2 protein-coding genes are annotated in these 1255 nt (G+C 55.5%); both read left to right on the top strand.

Annotated elements, in window-relative coordinates; translation table 11 throughout:
* The first annotated feature begins 64 nt into the window (after nt 1-64).
* Complete coding sequence (locus BM70_RS0130910; RefSeq protein WP_020300742.1) at nt 65-358, top strand: transposase; 294 nt, start codon at nt 65-67, stop codon at nt 356-358.
* Entirely contained in the window at nt 355-1218 is an 864-nt protein-coding gene (locus BM70_RS0130905; protein WP_025859588.1) for an IS3 family transposase, read from the top strand. Before BM70_RS0130910 ends, BM70_RS0130905 begins: the two co-directional genes overlap by 4 nt.
* The last annotated feature ends 37 nt before the right edge of the window (nt 1219-1255 follow it).

The following is a 1255-nucleotide window of genomic DNA, read 5'->3' as shown; positions in this document are numbered from 1 at the left end:
TGGGCCTGTCCCGTGACAACGGACGCCAAGAAGCGATACTTAAATCGTTCTCTTGGAGGTTGCCATGTATCCATCTACTCGCCGTAACTACACCGATGAATTCAAGACCCAAGCGGTTGCGTTAGCTGAAAGCGTTGGCAGAACCGAAGCTGCCCGCCAGCTAGAGATGTCCGTCAAAACGCTCGATAACTGGGTGAACGCCACGCGCAAGGGTCAACCGTTGAGCTCGCCCGAGCGCAAGCCCATCACTAAGGAAGACAGCGAGCTTGCCCGCCTGCGAGCCGAGGTTGCCGAGCTAAAAATGGAGCGTGAAATCCTAAAAAAGGCGGCGGTATTCTTTGCCAGAGAGTCCAGGTGAGATACGCCTTCGTCGCTGCTGAACGGACTCAATACCCGGTGCGCGTGTTGTGCCGGGTGATGGAAGTCTCGACTTCAGGTTTCTACGATTACACGCACAGGCAGCCTCGCCCTGATCCTGATGCTCAGATTCGCATTGAGTTGCGCAGCGCCTATGCGGCCAGTCGACACACCTACGGTCGGCCACGGTTGGTCGCAGCCTTACGCCAGAAATCGTATGCAGTGGGCCACAAACGAGTCAGCCGGTTGATGCAGGAGGAGCGTATACACGGCAAGTCCAAACGCGGTTTCAGGCCCTGTACCACTGACAGCAACCATTACTTGCCGGTCTCGAGCAATGTAGTGGCGCGGCAGTTTTCCATCGATAACCCCACCCCGACTTGGGTCAGTGATATCACCTATCTCCCAACCAGAGAGGGTTGGCTGTATCTGGCCGTAGTATTGAGCATCCAGACCCGCCAGATCTTGGGCTACAGCTTGTCAGACCGCATGCCAGATGGCCTGGTCGAGAGTGCGTTTCTGAATGCCTGGAGCGCCTGTTCTGGCACTAGCGGAGCAGTATTTCACTCCGATCAGGGCCGTCAGTACGCAAGCAGTAAGTTCCGTCTAGCGTTAGCTAAGAAGGACTTCACACAGAGCATGAGTCGAAAGGGAAATTGCTGGGACAACGCAGTGGCGGAGAGCTTTTTCGCTACGCTGAAAAGAGAGGAGGCGTTTGGGGTCTACCCCACCAAAAAACAGGCACAGCTATCGATCGCCAGCTATGTGCATGGGTTTTACAACAGCAGTCGACTGCACTCAGCTCTGGGATATCGTTCTCCGAACGAATATGCAAAGAGCTTGAGGCAGAAGACTGGATAACCAGCTTTATGGCGTACGCTGCCGGGGGACAGGCCCA

The organism is Pseudomonas sp. CHM02 (assembly GCF_000612585.1).
Lineage (GTDB): Bacteria > Pseudomonadota > Gammaproteobacteria > Pseudomonadales > Pseudomonadaceae > Aquipseudomonas.
Note: the sequence above shows the minus strand (reverse complement) of the source record. Positions and strands in the feature narration are given on the sequence as shown.

Bases quoted from the DNA above. Each gene is read 5' to 3' on its own strand.
- BM70_RS0130910 (WP_020300742.1), top strand. From the start codon at position 65: ATGTATCCATCTACTCGCCGTAACTACACCGATGAATTCAAGACCCAA.